The following is an 18,405-nucleotide window of genomic DNA, read 5'->3' on the forward strand; positions in this document are numbered from 1 at the left end:
GGCAATGGCGGTGGCCTCGACGGCGTCGAGGTCGAGCTCGTCCAGGACCAGCCATTCCACCGATTCCGGCAGATCGGCGCGCACCGAGGCGACGGTCAGGCCGACCGGCGAACCCGAGTCGGTGACCATATGGGCAATGCGGTCGGCCGGGTAGTTGGGGTCCACCGGCACGAAGGCCGCACCGGTCTTGGACACCGCCCATTCGGCGAAGTACGAGTCCGCGGACCGCGGCACCGCAATGGCGACCAGGTTCTCCGAACCGATGCCGCGCTGAATCAGCAGGCGCGCCAGGCGATTCGAGCGCTCGTCGAGTTCGCCGTAGGACAGACCTGTCCCCTGGAACACGACGGCGGTCGCCTTCGGGTTGAGCGATACCGCGTCGGCCAGCAGGTCGGGCAGGGTGCGCGGCTTGATGGCGGGGGCGCCGAAACGGCCGACCAGATCGGCGCGTTCGCCCTGATCGAGGATGTCGATGGCGCCGACGGCGATCTCCGGATTCCCGGCAATGGCCTCGAGGACCCGCAGCCAGCGCTGCGCGAAGCTGTCGGCGGTGGCCTCGTCGAACAGGTCGGTGGCGTAGGTGAGCGCCAGCGCCATGCCCGAATCACGTTCCGACAGCGTGAACTGCATGTCGAAACGGGAGATGTTCTCCTCGAGATCCAGCGCGGAGACAGTCAGCCCCGGCAGTTCCAGACTGGTGCGATCCAGGTTCTGGAAGGCCAGCATGACCTGGAACAGCGGGTTGCGGGCCTGCGAGCGCTCGGGCGCGAGCAGTTCTACCAGACGTTCGAACGGCACATCGGCATTGCCGAAGGCGTCGAGGTCGGCGTGCCGGGCCCGATCCAGGAGATCCGAGAAGGATTCGGCCGGATCGATACCGGTGCGCAGCACCAGCGTATTGACGAACATGCCGACCAGATCGTCCAGCGCGGCCTCACCGCGTCCGGCGACCGGCGTGCCGATGGCGATGTCGTCGCCGCCGGACAACCGGGCCAGCAGCACCGCGAGGGCGCTGTGCATGACCATGAACAGCGAGGAACCCCGCTGGCGCGCGACGTCTTCCAGCGCGCCGAGCAGTTCCGGCGACAGGCTGCGGTGCAGTGCCGCGCCGCGATGCGAGGCGACGGCGGGCCGCGGCCGGTCGGTGGGCAGCGCCAACTCGTCCGGCACGCCGTCCAGCACTCGCTGCCAGTAGCCGACCTGCCGCGCCATGAGCGAGGACGAATCCTCTTCCGAGCCCAGCACTTCCCGCTGCCAGATGGCGAAATCCGCGTACTGGATGGCCAGCGGGGCCCAGCCGGGGGCCGCGCCCAGGGTGCGCGCGGTGTAGGCGGTCATGACATCGCGCGTCAGCGGGGCCATGGAGAAGCCGTCGCCCGCAATGTGGTGGACCACGACGACGAGCACGTACTCCGCCGAATCCTGCGCGGCGGCCGCGGTGGTGTGCGCCTCCGCACCCGTGGCGGTTTCCGCGGATTCCGCCTGGGCCGCAGGGGCATCGGCGGCGTCCTGCTCGGCCGAGGCGACCCGGAACAGCCGGGCGCGCAGCGGAACCTGATCGGCCACATTGAAGCCCAGGGTGGCGAAGGCGGTCACCGCGGTGGTGAGGTCCTCCGCCGCGACCGAGACCGGCCGCAGATCCAGGGCGATCTGCTCGGCCGGGACGACCACCTGCATGGGCGTGCCGCCGTGCTCCGGGTAGCGGGTGCGCAGCGACTCGTGGCGGCGCACCACATCGGCGACCGCGAGTTCCATGGCGGCGGTGTCGAGTTCACCGGTGAGGCGAATCGCCAGCGGCAGGTTGTAGGCCGCCGAGGTGGTGTCGTACTGGTTGAGGAACCACATGCGCTGCTGTGCGAACGACAGCGGCACCAGTTCCCCGGCCGGGCGCGGGCGCGCGACCAGCTTGGCGCGCGACGCGCCGTCGGCATGCGATTCGATGCGGGCGGCGAGCGCCTCCACGGTGGTGGCCTCGAACAGGGTGCGCACCGCCACCGAGGTGTCCAGGGCCGCGCCGATGCGCGAGACGACCCGGGTGGCGATGAGCGAGTTGCCGCCCAGCTCGAAGAAGTCGTCGTCCAGGCCGACCCGCGGCAGATCCAGGACCTCCGCGAAAACAGCGGCCACGGTCTCCTGGGTCGGGGTCTCCGGCGCGCGGAAGGCCCGCGCCTGCACGGCCAGGGCGGGCAGCGCCCGGCGGTCCAGCTTGCCGTTGACGGTCAACGGAATCCGGTCCATGACCACCAGGGCGGACGGGACCATGTAGGACGGCAGGCGTTCGACGGCGCCGTCGCGAATGGCGTCGACGGCGGGCGCGACGCCCTCCTCCGGCACCACGTAGGCGACGATGCGCTGATCGCCCGGCTGGTCCTCGCGCACGATGACGGCGGCCTGGGCCACGCCCGGCTGGGCCAGCACGGCGGCCTCGATCTCACCGAGCTCGATGCGGAAACCGCGGACCTTGACCTGATCGTCGGCGCGGCCGAGGTATTCGAGCTCGCCGAAGCGGTTCCAGCGCGCCACGTCACCGGAGCGGTACAGGCGGGTGCCCGGCTCGCCGAACGGGCTGGCCACGAAGCGCGCCGAAGTCAGATCCGGGCGGCCGAGGTAGCCGCGCGCCAACTGCGGTCCGGCGACGTACATTTCGCCCGCGACGCCCACCGGCACCGGGTGCAGGCGATCGTCGAGGACGTACACGCGCAGGCCCGCGATGGCGCGGCCGACCACGGAACCGGTTGCGGCGGCAATGGTGTCGGCATCGAGGACGCGGTGCGAGACGTGCACCGTGGTCTCGGTGATGCCGTACATATTGACCAGGTACGGGGTGGAATCCCCGTGGCGGGCAACCCAATCGGTCAGACGGCGTAGCTCCAGGGCCTCACCGCCGAACACCACGTAGCGCAGGGCGAGGGCCTGATCGTCGCCCGCGGCGGTGCTCGATTCGCGGCTCGCCACGGCGGCAATGCGGTCGGCCTCGGCGAGCTGGTAGAACGCCGACGGGGTCTGGTTCAGGACGGTGACCTGCTCGCGGCGCAGCAGTTCCAGGAACTGCTCCGGCGAGCGCGACACGTAGTAGTCGACGACCACGAGCTTGCCGCCGTAGAGCAGCGGGCCCCACAGCTCCCACACCGAGAAGTCGAAGGCGTAGGAGTGGAACAGCGTCCACACGTCGTCGGGGCCGAAACCGAACTTGCGATCGGTATTGGCCATGAGCCGCACCACATTCCGGTGCGCCACGGCCACGCCCTTGGGGCGGCCGGTGGAGCCGGAGGTGTAGATGACGTAGGCGACGTGGTCCGGGCGCAGCGCGGCCCGGCGGTCGGCATCGGTAATGGGCGCGTCGGCCGCGTCCTCGATAACGCCCGCTTCGAGGGAGAAGCCGTCCAGCGAGACTGTCGGCAGCTCGGCGGGCAGCTCCACCTGCACGGTGGAGTCGACGACCACGCTGGTGGGCTTCGCATCCGAGAGCACGTAGGCGATGCGATCGGCCGGATAGGTCGGATCGACCGGCACATAGCCCGCGCCGGTCTTGACGACCGCCAGCAGCGCCACCACCAGATCGGCGGAGCGCGGCAGCAGCACGGCGACCAGGGATTCCGGTCCCGCGCCATCGGCGATCAGCCTGCGCGCCAGCACATTCGCGCGCCGGTCGAGATCGGCGTAGGTGAGCTCTTCCGCGCCGAAGCGCACCGCGACCCGGTTCGGATGCGCAGCGACGGCGGCGTCGAAGAGTCCGGACAGCGTGGCGTCCTGATCCACGAACTGATTCAGTCGCGCGGCGGACAGGGCGGTGCCGCCGACCAGCAACCGGACCGTATTGGCCAGGGCCGCAATGGCGTTCTCCACGCCCGCCGCGGTCAGCGCGGCCGGATCGGAGGCGCCCGCGACCGCGATGCCCTTACCGTCCTCCGCCAGCGCCCGCGCGGCGGCCTCGACCGTGCTGCGGGCAGCCTGTGCCACGGCGACGATGTCATCGCCCGCGGACACCCAGCGCTCCGAGACATCGTGGCGCTCGGCCTCGCCCAGCAGGTCGATATCGCCGACCAGGACGGCCGGATCGTTCGCCACGGCGCGCAGGACGCGCACCAGGCGTTCGGCGAAGGAGGCGACGGTCTCCGGATCGAACAGATCGGTGGCGTAGTTCCAGGACAGGCCCAGCGAGCCGTCGGCGCGCTCGCCGACGGTCAGCTGCACATCGAACTTCGCGGTGCCCGCGTCGAATTCGACCGTCTCGATGTCCAGGCCAGGCAGCGCGACCGCGCCCGCGTCCTTGGCTCTGGCGGCCTCGAAGGTCAGGGCGACCTGGAACAGCGGGTGGTGCGCCTTCGAGCGCACCGGGCTGAGCACGTCGACCAGGCGCTCGAACGGCACGTCGGCATGGGCGAAGGCCGCCAGGTCGGTGCGCCGCGCCTGCGCCAGCAGCTCGCGGAACGGGGCGTCCGGCCGCACCTCGGTGCGCAGCACCAGGGTGTTGACGAACATGCCGACCAGATCGTCGAGGGCCTTCTCGCCGCGGCCCGCGATGGGCGTGCCGATGGCGATATCGGTGGACCGCGACAGTCGGGCCGACCAGGTGGCCAGCGCCGCGTGCAGCACCATGAACAGGGTGACGTCGTGCTCGCGGGCGAGCGCGGTCAGCTCCCCGTACAGCTCGGCGTCGATCGAGAAATCATGGGTGCCACCGGCATTGGTGGCGATCTCCGGTCGCGGCCGGTCGGCCGGGAGCTCGATCTGCTCGGGCAGATCGGCCAGCTGGTCGGTCCAGTAGGCGACCTGCTCGGCGGCGATCGATTCCGGATCGGTCTCCGCGCCGAGCACCGCGCGCTGCCACAGCGCGTAGTCGGCGTACTGCACCGGCAGCGGGGCCCAGGCCGGAGCCTCTCCGCCGCTGCGGGCGAAGTAGGCGGCGACCACGTCGCGCAGCAGCGGCCGCAGCGAGAAGCCGTCGGCGCTGATGTGGTGCAGCACCAGCACCAGCACGTGCTCGGTGGGGCTCAGGCTCAGCACCGTCGCGCGGAACGGCAGTTCGCGGGTGACGTCGAAGAAGACGCTGGCGAGCTGGGTGATACGCGCGGGCAGTTCGGCCTCGGTGACGTTCTCGGCGCGCACCTCGAAGTCGATCCCGGCGGTCGCGTCAGGCCCGTAGGCGGCAGCTTGCGTAACCACGGAGGGCCCCGCGACCGCCGTATCAAGCTCCGACAGCGCCAGCACGCGCTGGTAGCCGTCGCCCTCGATCTCCGGGTAGACGGTGCGCAGCGCCTCGTGCCGGGCCAGCACATCGCCGATGGCGGCGGTGAAGGCCGCGGCGTCGACCTCACCGGTGAGCTTCAGCGCCACCGGGATGTTGTTGACGGCGGTGCGGTTGTCGAAGCGGTTGAGGAACCACATGCGCTGCTGCGCGGGCGACAGCGGCACCAGCTCCGGGCGTTCCTGCGCCGTGAGCGGCGCGCGGGTTCCGGTGCCGACGCGCGATTCCAATTGCGCCGCGAGGGCGGCCACGGTGGTCGCCTCGAACAGGCTGCGCAGCGGAATATCGGCGTCCAGGGCGGCGGACAGGCGCGCGATGACCTGGGTGGCGATGAGCGAGTTGCCGCCGAGTTCGAAGAAGTCGTCGTCCAGGCCGACCCGGTCGCTGCCGAGCACATCGGCGAAGACACCGGCCACGGTCTGCTGCACCGGGGTTTCCGGGGCGCGGTAGGCGGCGATGGCGAAGGTCGGCGCGGGCAGCGCCTTGCGATCCAGCTTGCCGGAGGCATTGAGCGGGAAGGCGTCCAGGACCATGAAGGCCGACGGGACCATGTAGGCCGGAAGCTGCTGGGACAGTGCGTCCTTCAGGGCGTCGGTGTCGATATGACCGTCCGCCGCGACCAGGTAGCCGACCAGCTGATCACCGGTGCGCTCATCGTGGCGCACCACGACCACCGCCTGCGCGACCGCGGGCAGCGCGGTCAGCGCCGACTCGATCTCGCCGAGCTCGATGCGCAGACCGCGCAGCTTGACCTGGAAGTCGGTGCGGCCCAGGTATTCCAGCTCACCGGCCGGGGTCCACACCACGAGGTCGCCGGTGCGGTACATGCGCTCGCCGTGGCCGAACGGGTTGGCCACGAAGCGATCCGAGGTGAGGTCGGGGCGTGCGACGTAGGCCGTCGCCAGCTGATCGCCCGCCAGATACAGTTCACCCGCGGTGCCCACCGGAACCGGCCGCAGCCGCGCGTCCAGCGCGTACACCTGGGTGTTGAAGACCGGCGCACCGATCGGCACGGAGGCGACGTCGGTGTCGGTCACCTCGTGATAGGTGACGTCGACCGCGGCCTCGGTGGGGCCGTACAGGTTGTGCAGGCGCGCGCCGGTCAGCGCGCGCAGCTGCTGCGCGGTCGGTGCGGGCAGGCCCTCACCGGAGGCGAAAACGTTACGCAGCGAGGTGCATTCCGGCGCTCGTCCGTCCAGAGTTTCCGCCGCGCCCAATTCGAGAGTGGCCACGAAGACGGCCAGCACGGACGGCACGAAGTGCAGCGTGGTGACCTGCTCGGCCTGGATGAGGCGGACCAGGTACGCGGGATCGCGGTGGCCGTCCGGCTTGGCGACCACCAGGCGCGCGCCGACCTGCAAGGGCCAGAAGAACTCCCACACCGACACGTCGAAGGTGGCGGGGGTCTTCTGCAGCACCACGTCATAGGCGGCCAGCCCGTACTGGGCGTGCATCCACACCAGGCGGTTGACAATGGCGGCGTGCGAGACGGCGACACCCTTGGGGCGGCCGGTGGAGCCGGACGTGAAGATCACGTACGCGGTGTTCTGCGGCCGCAGCGGGCTGCGGCGCTCGGCATCGGTGACCGGGGTGTCGGCGAAGGCCGACAGCTCCAGCTCGTCGATCCGAACCTGGCGCGCGCCAACCTCTTCGACGCGCATACCACCCAACGGGCTGTCGTCACCGGAGGTCAGCACGCACACCGGCTGCGCGGTCTCGAGAATGTACTGGGTGCGCTCGGCCGGGTGATCCGGATCCAGCGGCACGTACGCGCCACCGGCCACGGTGACGGCGTACATGCCGACCACCAGATCCAGGGAGCGCCGCATGCCCAGCGCCACATTCGATTCCGGCCCCACGCCCTCGGCGATGAGCCAGCGGGCGAGCTGCCGCACGCGGGCGGAGAACTCGGCATAGGACAGACTCGTCCCCTCGTACGTGACCGCGGTCGCGTCGGGGGTCAGTGCGACCTGGGCCTCGAACAGCGAAACCAGCGTCGCAGCAGCGCCTTCGGCGACCTCCGGCAGTGCGGCGTCCAGGTCGAAGGCGGTGTCGTTCCAGGCATTGAGAACCTGGTTGCGCTCGATGTAGTCGAGCAGCTCCACATCGGCCACGCGCATGCTCGGGTCGGCGACGACCGCGCTCAGCACACGCACGAACCGCTGCGCGAAGGTATCGGCGAACTCGCCGTCGAAAAGATCGGTGGCGTAAACCAGTTCGGCCGCCATGCCCGTCTCGCCCTCGGCGAGTTCACTGAGCGTCAGCTGCAGGTCGAACTTGGCGGTCTGCTGATCGACACCCAGCTCGGCCACGCTCAGGCCCGGCAGTTCCAGGGCGGTGCGGCCCAGGTTCTGGAACGAGAGCATGACCTGGAACAGCGGATGCCGCGCCTGCGAGCGCGCCGGGTTGAGCACCTCGACGAGGCGCTCGAACGGCACATCGGCGTGCGCGAAGGCTTGCAGGTCGCGCTCGCGGACCTGCTTCAACAGTTCGGCGAAGGTCTCGCCGGTGTCGACCTGCGAGCGCAGCACGAGGGTGTTGACGAACATGCCGACGAGATCGTCGAGAGCCTGCTCGCCGCGGCCCGCGACCGGGATGCCGACGGCAATGTCGTCGGTGCCGCTCAACCGCGCCAGCAGGGCGGCGAAAGCGCTGTGCACCACCATGAACAGCGTGGTGCCGTGCTGCTGGGCGACCCGGTTCAGGCCGGTGATGAGCTCACCGGGCACCTGGAACCGGTGCGTGCCCGCACCGTAGGTGGCCACGGCCGGGCGGGCCTTGGCCGAGAGCCGCAGCTCGTCCGGCAACCCGCCCAGGGTTTCGCGCCAGTAGTCGAGCTGCTCGGTGATGAGCGAACGCGGATCCTCTTCGGAGCCGAGGGTTTCCCGCTGCCACAGCGCGTAATCGGCGTACTGCACCGGCAGTTCCGCCCAGCCCGGGGCCTCGCCCATGCTGCGCGCCACATACGCGGTCATGAGATCGCGCACCAGCGGGTTCATGGAGAAACCGTCGGCGGCGATGTGGTGTGCCACCAGGACGAGCACGTAGTCGTCGGCGGCGATCTGGAAGGCGCGCAGGCGCACCGGCGGTTCGGCGGTGACATCGAAGCCGAGACCGGCGAATTCGTAGATCGCACCGAATAGCTCGGCCTCGTCGACCTCGGTCACGTCCAGCCGCGGAATGGCCCGCGCGGTGGGCAGCACCTTCTGGTAGGCGACGCCCTCGTGCGACGGGTAGATGGTGCGCAGCGACTCGTGCCGCGCCATCACATCGGCGACCGCGCCGCGCAATACGTCGAGATCCAGTGCGCCGGTGAGGCGTACGGCCGCCGGAATGTTGTTGGCCGCGGAGTCGGTGTCGAAGCGGTTGAGGAACCACATGCGCTGCTGTGCCAGCGACAGCGGCGGATGCTCCGGCCGGGTCTGCACCGTGAGTGCTTGGCGCACACCGGTTCCGGCGTGCGATTCCACCCGCGCGGCCAGCGCGGCCACGGTCGGGGCCTCGAACAGCACGCGCACGCCGATCTCGGCGTTCAGCGCGGCCGACAGGCGGGCCACGGCCTGGGTGGCGACCAGGGAGTTGCCGCCGAGCTCGAAGAAGTCGTCGTCCACGCCGACGCGTTCCACGCCGAGCAGATCGGCGAAGATCTGCGCGGTGATCTCCTCGATGGGGGTCGAGGGCGCACGGAAACGCTTGGCCTCGAAGACCGGTGCGGGCAGCGCCTTGCGGTCCAGCTTGCCGGAGGCATTGACCGGGAAGGCGTTGAGCACCACGAGGGCGGACGGCACCATGTAGGCGGGCAGCGAGCGGCCCAGCGCGGCCTTGACCGCGTCCACGTCGACGACGGCCTCGAGATCGCGGACCACATAACCCACGAGCTGATCACCGGCGTGCGGGTCATTGCGCACCACCACGACGGACTGGGCGATGCCCGGCTCCGCCAGCAGCGCGGCCTCGATCTCGCCGAGCTCGATGCGCAGACCGCGCAGCTTGACCTGGAAGTCGGTGCGGCCCAGGTAGTTCAGTTCGCCGTCGGCGGTCCAGGTGACGAGGTCGCCGGTGCGGTACATGCGCGCGCCGGGCGTGCCGTACGGATTGGCGACGAAGCGATCCGCGGACAGGTCCGGGCGGCCGAGGTAGCCGCGGGCCAGCTGATCGCCCGCCAGATAGAGCTCACCCGCGATACCCGGTGCGACGGGTCGCAGGCGGGCGTCGAGGACGTAGGTGCGGGTGTTCCACACCGGGCGGCCGATGGGTACGAACACGGTGTCGGAGTCGACGACCTCGTGGTAGGTGACGTCGACGGCGGCCTCGGTGGGGCCGTACAGGTTGTGCAGGCGGGCGCCGGTCAGCTCGCGCAGCTTCTGCGCGGTCGGCGCGGGCAGCGCCTCACCGGAGGCGAAGACCTGCCGCAGGCGCGGCGCGGGCAGTGCGGAGTCGCCGTTCTCGTTGCCGAGGGTGGCCACGAAGACCGACAGCATCGACGGCACGAAGTGTGCCGTGGTGATGCCTTCTTCGGCAATGATCTGCGCCAGGTACACCGGATCGCGGTGGCCGTCAGGCTTGGCGACCACCAGGCGCGCACCGGTCTGCAACGGCCAGAAGAACTCCCACACCGACACGTCGAAGGTCGCCGGGGTCTTCTGCAGCACAGCGTCGTCGGCGCCGATCGGGTACTCGGCCTGCATCCACAGCAGACGGTTCACGATCGCGCCGTGCTCGACCGCCACACCCTTCGGGCGACCGGTCGAGCCGGACGTGAAGATCACGTACGCGGTGTGCTCGGGCGCGATCGCCTGTCCGCGTTCGGCATCGGTGATCGCCGCGTCGGAGTACCCGTCGAGGTTGAGCGAATCCACCTCGAGCACCGGCACATTGCGGCCCGTCACGAAGTCGTCGCGGCTCGTGGTGAGAATCGCGGCCGGGCGGGCCGTGTCGAGCACGTAGTCGATGCGCTCTTCGGGCTGATCCGGATCCAGCGGCACGTACGCGCCGCCCGCTTCCAGCACCGCGTACATGGCGACCACGAGATCGATGGAGCGCCGAATGGCAAGGGCCACGAGCGATTCCGCGCCGACGCCATCGGCAATGAGCTTGCGGGCCAGCTTGTGCACGCGCGCCGAGAACTCGGCGTAGGACAGACTTGTCCCCTCGAAGCCGACGGCAGGCGCATCGGGGCTGGTCAGAGCCTGCGCCTCGAACAGCGAAACCAGGGTGGCGGCCGCACCCGCGGGCAGCGCGGGCAGGACCGGGGCCAGATCGAAGTCGGTGTCGTTCCAGCCGGTGAGCACGCGCTCGCGCTCATCGGCGATGAGCAGATCGATATCGCCGATCGGCCGCTCCGGATCGGTGGCCACCGCATCCAGGATCAGATCCAGCCGGTGCGCGAACGCCGCGACGGTCTGCTCGTCGAAAAGATCCAGGGCATAGGAGAACTCGGCGGACATGCCCGCGTTCTCGCCGTGCTGGTCCTGGGTCTCCTGCAGGGTCAGCTGCAGGTCGAACTTGGCCAGGCCCGGGTCGTAGTCGATGCCGTTGACCGACAGCCCGGGCAGTTCCAGGCTGGCCTGCCGCGTGTTCTGGAAGGTCAGCATGACCTGGAACAGCGGATGCCGCGCCTGCGAGCGCGCCGGGTTGAGCACCTCGGCGAGGCGCTCGAACGGCACATCGGCGTGGGCGAAGGCGTGCAGGTCGGTATCGCGCGCGGTGGCCAGCAGTTCGGCGAAGGTGGTCTCGTTCTCGACCTCGGTGCGCAGCACCAGGGTGTTGACGAACATACCGATGAGGTCGTCCAGCGCGGCCTCACCGCGGCCGTGCACCGGGGTGCCGATGGCGATATCGCCGGTGCCCGACAGCCGGGCCAGCAGCACCGCCAGCGCCGAATGCAGCACCATGAACAGCGAGGCATTGTGGCGGCGGCCCAGATCCAGCAACCGCTGCTGGGTTTCGGCGGAGATGGCGAACGGGTAGGTGCCGCCGCGATAGGTGGCCACGGCGGGCCGCTGCCGATCCCAGGGCAGCACCAGCTCGTCGGGCAGATCCGCCAGGCTCTCAGACCAGTACCGAATCTGCTTGGCGATGAGCGAATTCGGATCGTCCTCGGAGCCGAGCACCTCGCGCTGCCACAGCGCGTAGTCCGCGTACTGCACCGGCAGTTCGGCCCAGGCCGGGGCCTCCCAGGAGGTGCGGGCGGCATAGGCGACCATGACGTCGCGGGCCAGCGGGCCCATGGACCAGCCGTCGGCGGAGATGTGGTGCACCACCATGCCGAGCACGTACTCGGTCTCGCTGATCTCGAAAAGCCGTGCGTGCAACGGCACTTCGCCGGTCACGTCGAAGGCCATGGTGGCCAGTTCGATCAGGTGCTCGATGAGGTTGTGCTCGGTGACCGGCACCGGGGTCAGATCAGGCACGATCTGCGCGGCGTCCTGCACCCGCTGCACCGGGCCGTTGGGGGTCTCCGGGAAGACGGTGCGCAGCGACTCGTGCCGGTCGATGACATCGATGACCGCGACCTGCAGGGCCGCGATATCGAGTTCGCCGGACAGCCGGATGGCGACCGGGATGTTGTTGACCGCGGACGCGGTGTCGAAACGGTTGAGGAACCACATGCGCTGCTGCGCGAGGGAAAGCGGAATATCGGTCGGACGCTCGCGCGCCACCAGGGCCTTGCGGCCGCCGTCGCCGACATGCGATTCCACGCGCGCGGCCAGCCCGGCCACGGTGGCCGCCTCGAACAGCATGCGCACCGGGACGCGGGTGTCCAGGGCGGTGCCCAGACGGGTGGCGACCTGGGTCGCGATGAGCGAGTTGCCGCCGAGTTCGAAGAAGTCGTCGTCCACGCCGACCCGGGCAATGCCGAGCACCTCGCCGAAGATCTGGGCGACGATCTCCTCGATGGGCGTTGTCGGGGCCCGGAATTCGCGCACCTCGAAGCGCGGCGCGGGCAGCGCCTTGCGATCCAGCTTGCCGGAGGCATTGAGCGGGAAGGCATCCAGCACCACGAAGGCCGAGGGCACCATGTACGCGGGCAGCGTGCGGTGCAGCCAGGTCTTGACGCTGTCCAGGTCCACCGGACCGCCGGTCACCACATAGGCGACCAGCTGATCACCGGCGACGGTGTCCATGACCAGCACGACGGCCTGGCTGACCGCCGGGTGGTCGAGCAGCGCGGTCTCGATCTCGCCGAGCTCGATGCGCTGACCGCGGAACTTCACCTGGAAGTCGGTGCGGCCGATGTATTCGACGACCCCGACGGAGCCCGATTCGCCGCCCGCGGCGGAGATCTGGCTCCAGCGCACCAGGTCACCGGTGCGGTAGAGCCGCGAGCCGGGCTCGCCGAACGGGTTGGCGACGAAGCGTTCCGCGCTCAGATCGGGGCGGCCGTAGTAGCCGCGCGCGACCTGCGCGCCACCCAGGTACAGCTCACCCGGGACACCGGCCGGAACCGGGCGCAGACCGCCGTCCAGGACATAGGTCTGGGCGTTCCACACCGGCTTGCCGATGGGCACCGAGGTGACGACCGGCGCGTCGATGGGGGCGTAGGTGGCGTGCACGGTGAACTCGGTCGGGCCGTACAGGTTGTGCACGGCCGCGGTGGAGAACTTCCGGAACGCGGTCACGGTGGCGGGCGGCAGGGCCTCACCGGCGACGAGCACCGAACGCAGCGACAGGCATTCGGCCGCCGAGGCGCTGGAGGCGAACACCGACAGCATGGACGGCACGAAGGAGGTCATGGTGACCCGGTGGCGGCCGATGACCTCGGACAGGTAGATGGGATCGCGGTGCCCGTCGGGGGCGGCGATGACCATCTGCGCACCGACGGCCAAGGTGCCGAACAGCTCCCACACCGACACGTCGAAGGTGACCGGCGTCTTCTGCAGGATCACATCGGTGTCGTCGATGCCGTATTCGCCGGTGATCCAGGCGATCTGGTTGAGCACCGCCGAATGCCGGATGGCCACGCCCTTGGGGCGGCCGGTGGAGCCGGAGGTGTAGAGCACGTAGGCGGCGTTCTCCGGACGCAGTTCACCCAGGCGCTCGGCCGGGGTGATGCGGGCGTCGTCGAATTCCGACAGCTCCAGCCGATCCAGGTGCAGGACCGGGCAATCCGCGCTCTCCACCGCATCGTCGGTGGTGGTGAGCAGCACGACCGGATGCGAGCTGGCCAGCACGTAATCGGTGCGCTCGGCCGGATGATCCGGATCCACGGGCACGTAGCCGCCGCCCGCCGCCAGGGTGGCGTAGATGGCGACCAGCATGTCCACCGAGCGGCGAATACCCACCGCCACCAGCGATTCCGGTCCCACGCCCTCGGCGATGAGCTTGCGCGCCAGGCGGTTCACCCGGCCGGAGAACTCGGCATAGGTGAGTTCGACGGCGGGGCCGAACATGCCGCCGCTGCGCTCGCCCGGATCGAAGATGAGGGCGGTGGCGTCGGGGCGGATGCGGACCTGCTCCTCGAACAGCTCCAGCACCGACACCGCCTCGGGCAGCGCCCGCGCGGTGTGGTTCCACTCGGTCAGGACGGTGGCGCGCTCGCCCTCGTCCAGGATGTCGATATCGCGCACTACGGTTTCCGGTGCGGCGATGGCGGTTTCGAGCACGCGCAGGTAGCGGCGGCCGAATTCGGTGACGGTGCGGGCGTCGAACAGGTCGGTGGCGTAGGACAGCACCACCGACAGGCCATTGGGCTCACCGGTCAGGCCGCGCTGTTCGGTCAGCGTCCACTGCAGGTCGAACTTGGCGATGTCGACCTCGAGCTCATCCGCCGACACCGTGAGATCGGGCAGCTCCATGGAGCCGTGCGACATCTCCTGGAACGACAGCATGACCTGGAACAGCGGATGCCGGGCCTGCGAACGGGTCGGGTTGATGACCTCGACCAGGCGCTCGAAGGGCACATCGGTATTGGCGAAGGCCGCGAGATCGGTTTCCCGGGTGCGTGACAGGAAATCGCTGAAGCGTTCGGCCCCATCGACTTCCGAGCGCAGCACCAGGGTGTTGACGAACATGCCGATGAGGTCGTCGAGGGCCTGCTCGCCGCGTCCGGCCACCGGGGTGCCGATGGCGATATCGGTGGTGCCCGAGAGCCGGGCCAGCAGCACCGCCAGCGCGGAGTGCATCACCATGAACAGCGAAACACCCTGGGCGCGTGCGAGCTTGGCGAGCTCGGCGTGCAGCTCGGCCGGAATGTAGAAGGTGACTCGGCTACCGCGGAAGCTCTGCACCGGCGGGCGCGGGCGATCGGCGGGCAGGTCCAGCTGATCCGGCAGGCCCGCGAGCGCGCCACGCCAGTGCGCGATCTGGCGCGCCGCCATGGATTCGGCATCGGATTCCGAGCCCAGCAGCTCGCGCTGCCAGATGCTGAAGTCCTGGTACTGCACCGGCAGCGGGGCCCAGGCGGGCTCTTCACCGGCCAGGCGCGCCAGGTAGGCGGCGGTCATATCGCGCGAGAGCGGGCCGAACGAGAAGCCGTCCGCCGCAATGTGATGCACCACGAAGGCGACGGCGTAGTCGACGGTGTCACCGTCGACCTCGCCCACCTGGAACACCCGCACCCGGATGGGCAGCTCCTGCGAGACGTCGAACCCGCGCGCGGCGAATTCGGCCAGGGCCGTGGTGAGTTCGGCCTCCTCGATGGCGACGACCTCGATACCGAGATCGACCTCCTCGACGGGCAGCACCCGCTGGAAGCCGCCGTCCCCGGACTCCGGGAAGACGGTGCGCAGCGATTCCTGACGCGCCACCACATCGGTGAGCGCCGACTGCAGCGCGTCGATGTCCACGTCCACGCGCCCGCGCAACCGCACCATGAAGGGCAGGTTGTAGGTCGGGACGCTGGGATCGAACTGGTTGAGGAACCACATGCGCTGCTGGGCCAGCGATAGCGGCACTCGGTCCGGGCGTTCCTGCGCCACCAGCGGCGGCCGCGAAACATCGGACGGGCCAGCGGATTCCATGCGGGCGGCAATACCCGCCACGGTGGGCGTCTCGAACAGCGCGCGCACACCCAGGCGGGTGCTGAACGCGGCCGAGATGCGGGCCACCACCTGGGTGGCGACCAGCGAGTTGCCGCCCAGGTCGAAGAAGTTGTCGTCGATGCCGACCCGCTCGTGGCCGAGCACATCGGCGAACACGCCCGCCACGATCTCCTCGGCGGCGGTGCGCGGTGCGCGGTACCCGGCGGCGTCCGCGCTGAACACCGGCTCGGGCAGGGCCTTGCGGTCCAGCTTGCCGGAGGTGTTGAGCGGGAAGGCCTCCAGCACCATGATCGCGGCCGGGACCATGTAGGACGGCAGTTTCTCGGCGACGAACCGGGTGAGCTCCGCCGGATCCACCGACTGGCCGGGCGCGGGCACCACATAGGAGACCAGCTGCTGGCCGGTGGCGGTGTCCATGACCAAGACCACGGCCTGGCTGACGGCCGGGTGCGCGAGCAGATCGGTCTCGATCTCGCCGAGTTCGATGCGCTGACCGCGGAACTTCACCTGGAAGTCGGTGCGGCCGATGTATTCGAGGGCGCCGTTCTCCATCCAGCGCACCAGGTCTCCGGTGCGGTACATGCGTTCGCCGTTGGCGGACAACGGATTCGCGACGAAGCGATCCGAGGTCAGGTCCGGGCGGCCCTTGTAGCCGCGCGCGAGCTGGCGTCCACCCAGGTAGAGCTCGCCCGCGGCGCCGATGGCGGCGGGGCGCAGGCGCGAATCCAGAACGTAGACTTCGACATTCCACTCGGGCATGCCGATCGGCACGTGGGTGGTGTCGGCGGCGGTGTTCTCCCAGTAGGTCACCGAGACGGCGGCCTCGGTGGGGCCGTACAGGTTGTGCAGTCCCGCACCGGTAATGGCGCGGAAGCCCGCACCGGTCTCCGGCGGCAGGGCCTCACCGATGACGAAAACGTGCTTCAGCGTGGCGCATTGCGCAGCGGAAGCATGCGCCACGAAGACCGTCAGCATGGACGGCACGAAGTCGGTGACGGTGACGCCGTGGCGGTGGATCATGTCCGCCACGTAGAGCGGATCGCGGTGCCCGTCCGGGGTCGCGACAATCAGCTTGGCGCCCACCATGAGCGGCAGGAAGTAGCCCCACAGCGACACGTCGAAGGTGGTGGCGGTCTTCTGCAGGTACACATCGTCGGCGGTGAGCTGGTGCTCGTCCAGCATCCACAGCTCTTGGTTGACGATGGCGTGATGGGTGACCGCGACGCCCTTGGGGCGGCCGGTGGAACCCGAGGTGTAGATGACGTAGGCGGTGTTGTCCGGACGCAGCGGGGCGATGCGCTCGGCATCGGTGACCGGTGCGTCGGAGTACGCCGAGACGTCGAGGCTGTCGATCTCCAAGCGCCGCATGGACTCCGGGAGTTCCAGCTCGTCACGCGCGGTGGTCAGCACGCAGACGGGTGCCGCCGACTCGAGGATGTAGGCGGTGCGATCGGCCGGATGATCCGGGTCGATGGGCACGTACGCGCCACCGGCGCGCAGTACCGCGTGCATACCGATCACCAGCTCGAGCGACCGGCGCATGCCCAGGGCCACAAGCGATTCCGGGCCCACGCCATCGGCGATGAGGTGCCGCGCCAGGCGGTTCACCCGGGCGCCGAATTCGGCGTAGGTGAGCGTCTCGCCCTCGAATTCCAGGGCGATATTGTCCGGCGTCAGCGGGATCTGGGCGTCCAGCAGCTCCGGCAGCGTGGTGGTCGGAACCTCGTGACCCGACTCGTTCCACTCGATGAGCGTGCGGGTGCGCTCACCCGCGGTGGTGATGGGCAGCCCCCACACGGGCTGGCCCTCCCCCGCCGCCAGGAAGCGATCGAAGAACTCCAGGAAGCGCGCGTGATGCTGCGCGGTCTCGTCGCCGGAGTACAGGTTCGGGTTGGTCTCGAAATCGATGTGATTCCGGGTGCCCTTGACCGACTGGTAGAAGTTGACGCCCAGATCCTCGATGGAACCGGTGGAGAGCACGCTGTATTCACCGGTGATGTCGCCGAGCACGACCTCGTTGTGGAACAGCATGATGTTGACCCACGGGCCGAAGAACTCCCGGGTCACCACGCCCTCGCCCGCGCTGTCGCGGCGAATGTCCTCGTGGCGGTAGCGCTGATGGCGCAGCGCGCCGGAGACCTCGACCGTCACCTGCTTGAGCAGTTCGGTGACCGTGGTGCCGTGGCCGACGTGCAGGCGCAGCGGCACGATATTCGAGACCGCGCCGCCGGAACGCCGCATGATCGCGGTGGTGCGCGCGGTCACCGGCAGCGAGAGGATGACGTCCTCGGAGCCGGTCCACTGCGCCAGATAGGCGGCGAAGCCCGCGATCAGCAGACCGGCGGGCGAGGATTCGTGGCGGGCCACGGCCTCGTCGAGCAGGCTGGACTGATCCGAGCTCAGGGACGCGCTGGCGATCCGGTTGACCGCGGCGGGCGGGGCGGAGCGACCGGCGAGGCTGGTGCCGTCCTCGAGACCGGCGACGCGCTCGGCCCAGTACTCCTTGTCCGACTTGAAGCGGGTGCTGTCGCGGTAGGCGAATTCCTGCTCGACCAGGGTCGGCAGATCGGTGAGCTTGTGCGGTGCGGGTTCCTCGCCGCGCACGTAGGCGGTGTACAGCTCGGCGACGCGCTGCATGTAGGTGACCGCGCCGAAGCCGTCCAGCACGATGTGGTGGATGCGGGCGTACCAGTAGTAATGGCCGTCACCCACCTGGATCATGCAGGTGCGGATGAGGCGATCCTCGGTGAGGTTCAGCGGGGCGGAGTAATCCGCGCGCATCCACTCGTGGGCCGCGGCGACCGGATCCGTCTCGGCGCTCAGGTCGACGTGGTAGATGGTGCGGTCCAGCGAGTGGTCCACCATCTGCATGGGCTCGCCGTCGCGTTCCACAATGCGCAGGAAGCCGGAGCCGAACTCCTCCGAACCGCGCACCATGGCGCGCTCCAGCAGCGGAATGTCCAGCTCACCGCGCAGTTCCACGAACTGGGCGATATTGATGGGCACCTGCGGGTCGACGTGCTGGGCGTACCAGATGCCGAGCTGCGCAGGCGACAGCGGGAAAAGCGCGCCCGATCCCGGTGCGATTTCGCTGCCAGCTTCGCCGTTGCCGCCGAAATCCAGCCGGTCCAACACTAACCTCGCTTCCGGAACACCACGCAGAGCGCTCCCCGC

1 protein-coding gene is annotated in these 18,405 nt (G+C 69.6%); it reads right to left on the reverse strand.

All coding sequences use genetic code 11. The features are described 5' to 3' along the window. A partial coding sequence (locus NC4_RS24835) for a non-ribosomal peptide synthase/polyketide synthase (protein WP_157555197.1) occupies nt 1–18,363 on the reverse strand: 18,363 nt, incomplete at its 3' end. Nucleotides 18,364–18,405: the final 42 nt, after the last annotated feature.

Origin of the sequence: Nocardia crassostreae (genome assembly GCF_001613405.1) — a bacterium.
Taxonomy (GTDB): Bacteria; Actinomycetota; Actinomycetes; order Mycobacteriales; family Mycobacteriaceae; genus Nocardia; species Nocardia crassostreae.